This is a genomic window from Vibrio sp. HI00D65 (genome assembly GCF_001635455.1).
Taxonomy (GTDB): Bacteria; Pseudomonadota; Gammaproteobacteria; order Enterobacterales; family Vibrionaceae; genus Vibrio.
The window spans coordinates 1-311 of record NZ_LWEH01000172.1 but is presented as its reverse complement, the minus strand read 5'-3'; the positions used below and the strand labels follow the sequence as shown (position 1 = coordinate 311).

General features: G+C 44.4%; 1 pseudogene. It reads right to left on the bottom strand.

The annotated features are described in order from the left end of the window. Nucleotides 1-311: pseudogene (locus tag A3712_RS28335) on the bottom strand (hypothetical protein); the annotation flags it as partial.

Genomic DNA, 311 nt, shown 5'->3' with positions numbered 1-311 from the left:
CCAAGGGCTCAGACAGCTTTTGTAAAAGTGGATCAGAGTCTTCATCAAAAAAGACTTCTCTGCCTTGATAAACTTGGCAAGAGTACACTCCGCAGATCAGCTCTCCTTCCCCAACAAGAAATCGCCCTGTTCGCTGCTCCTCTTCGGTAGCACGTCGCTGTATAATCGACAAAGAAAAGTTATCAATCGCAATTCGCCGCGCACGTTGATACAAATACAGTCGATAACTTCGAATACTTCCGCTGTTTAAAGTGTCACGCACTAGAGTGTCAATACTATTGCGCTGAATTTCGAATATCTTTTCTCGCCAT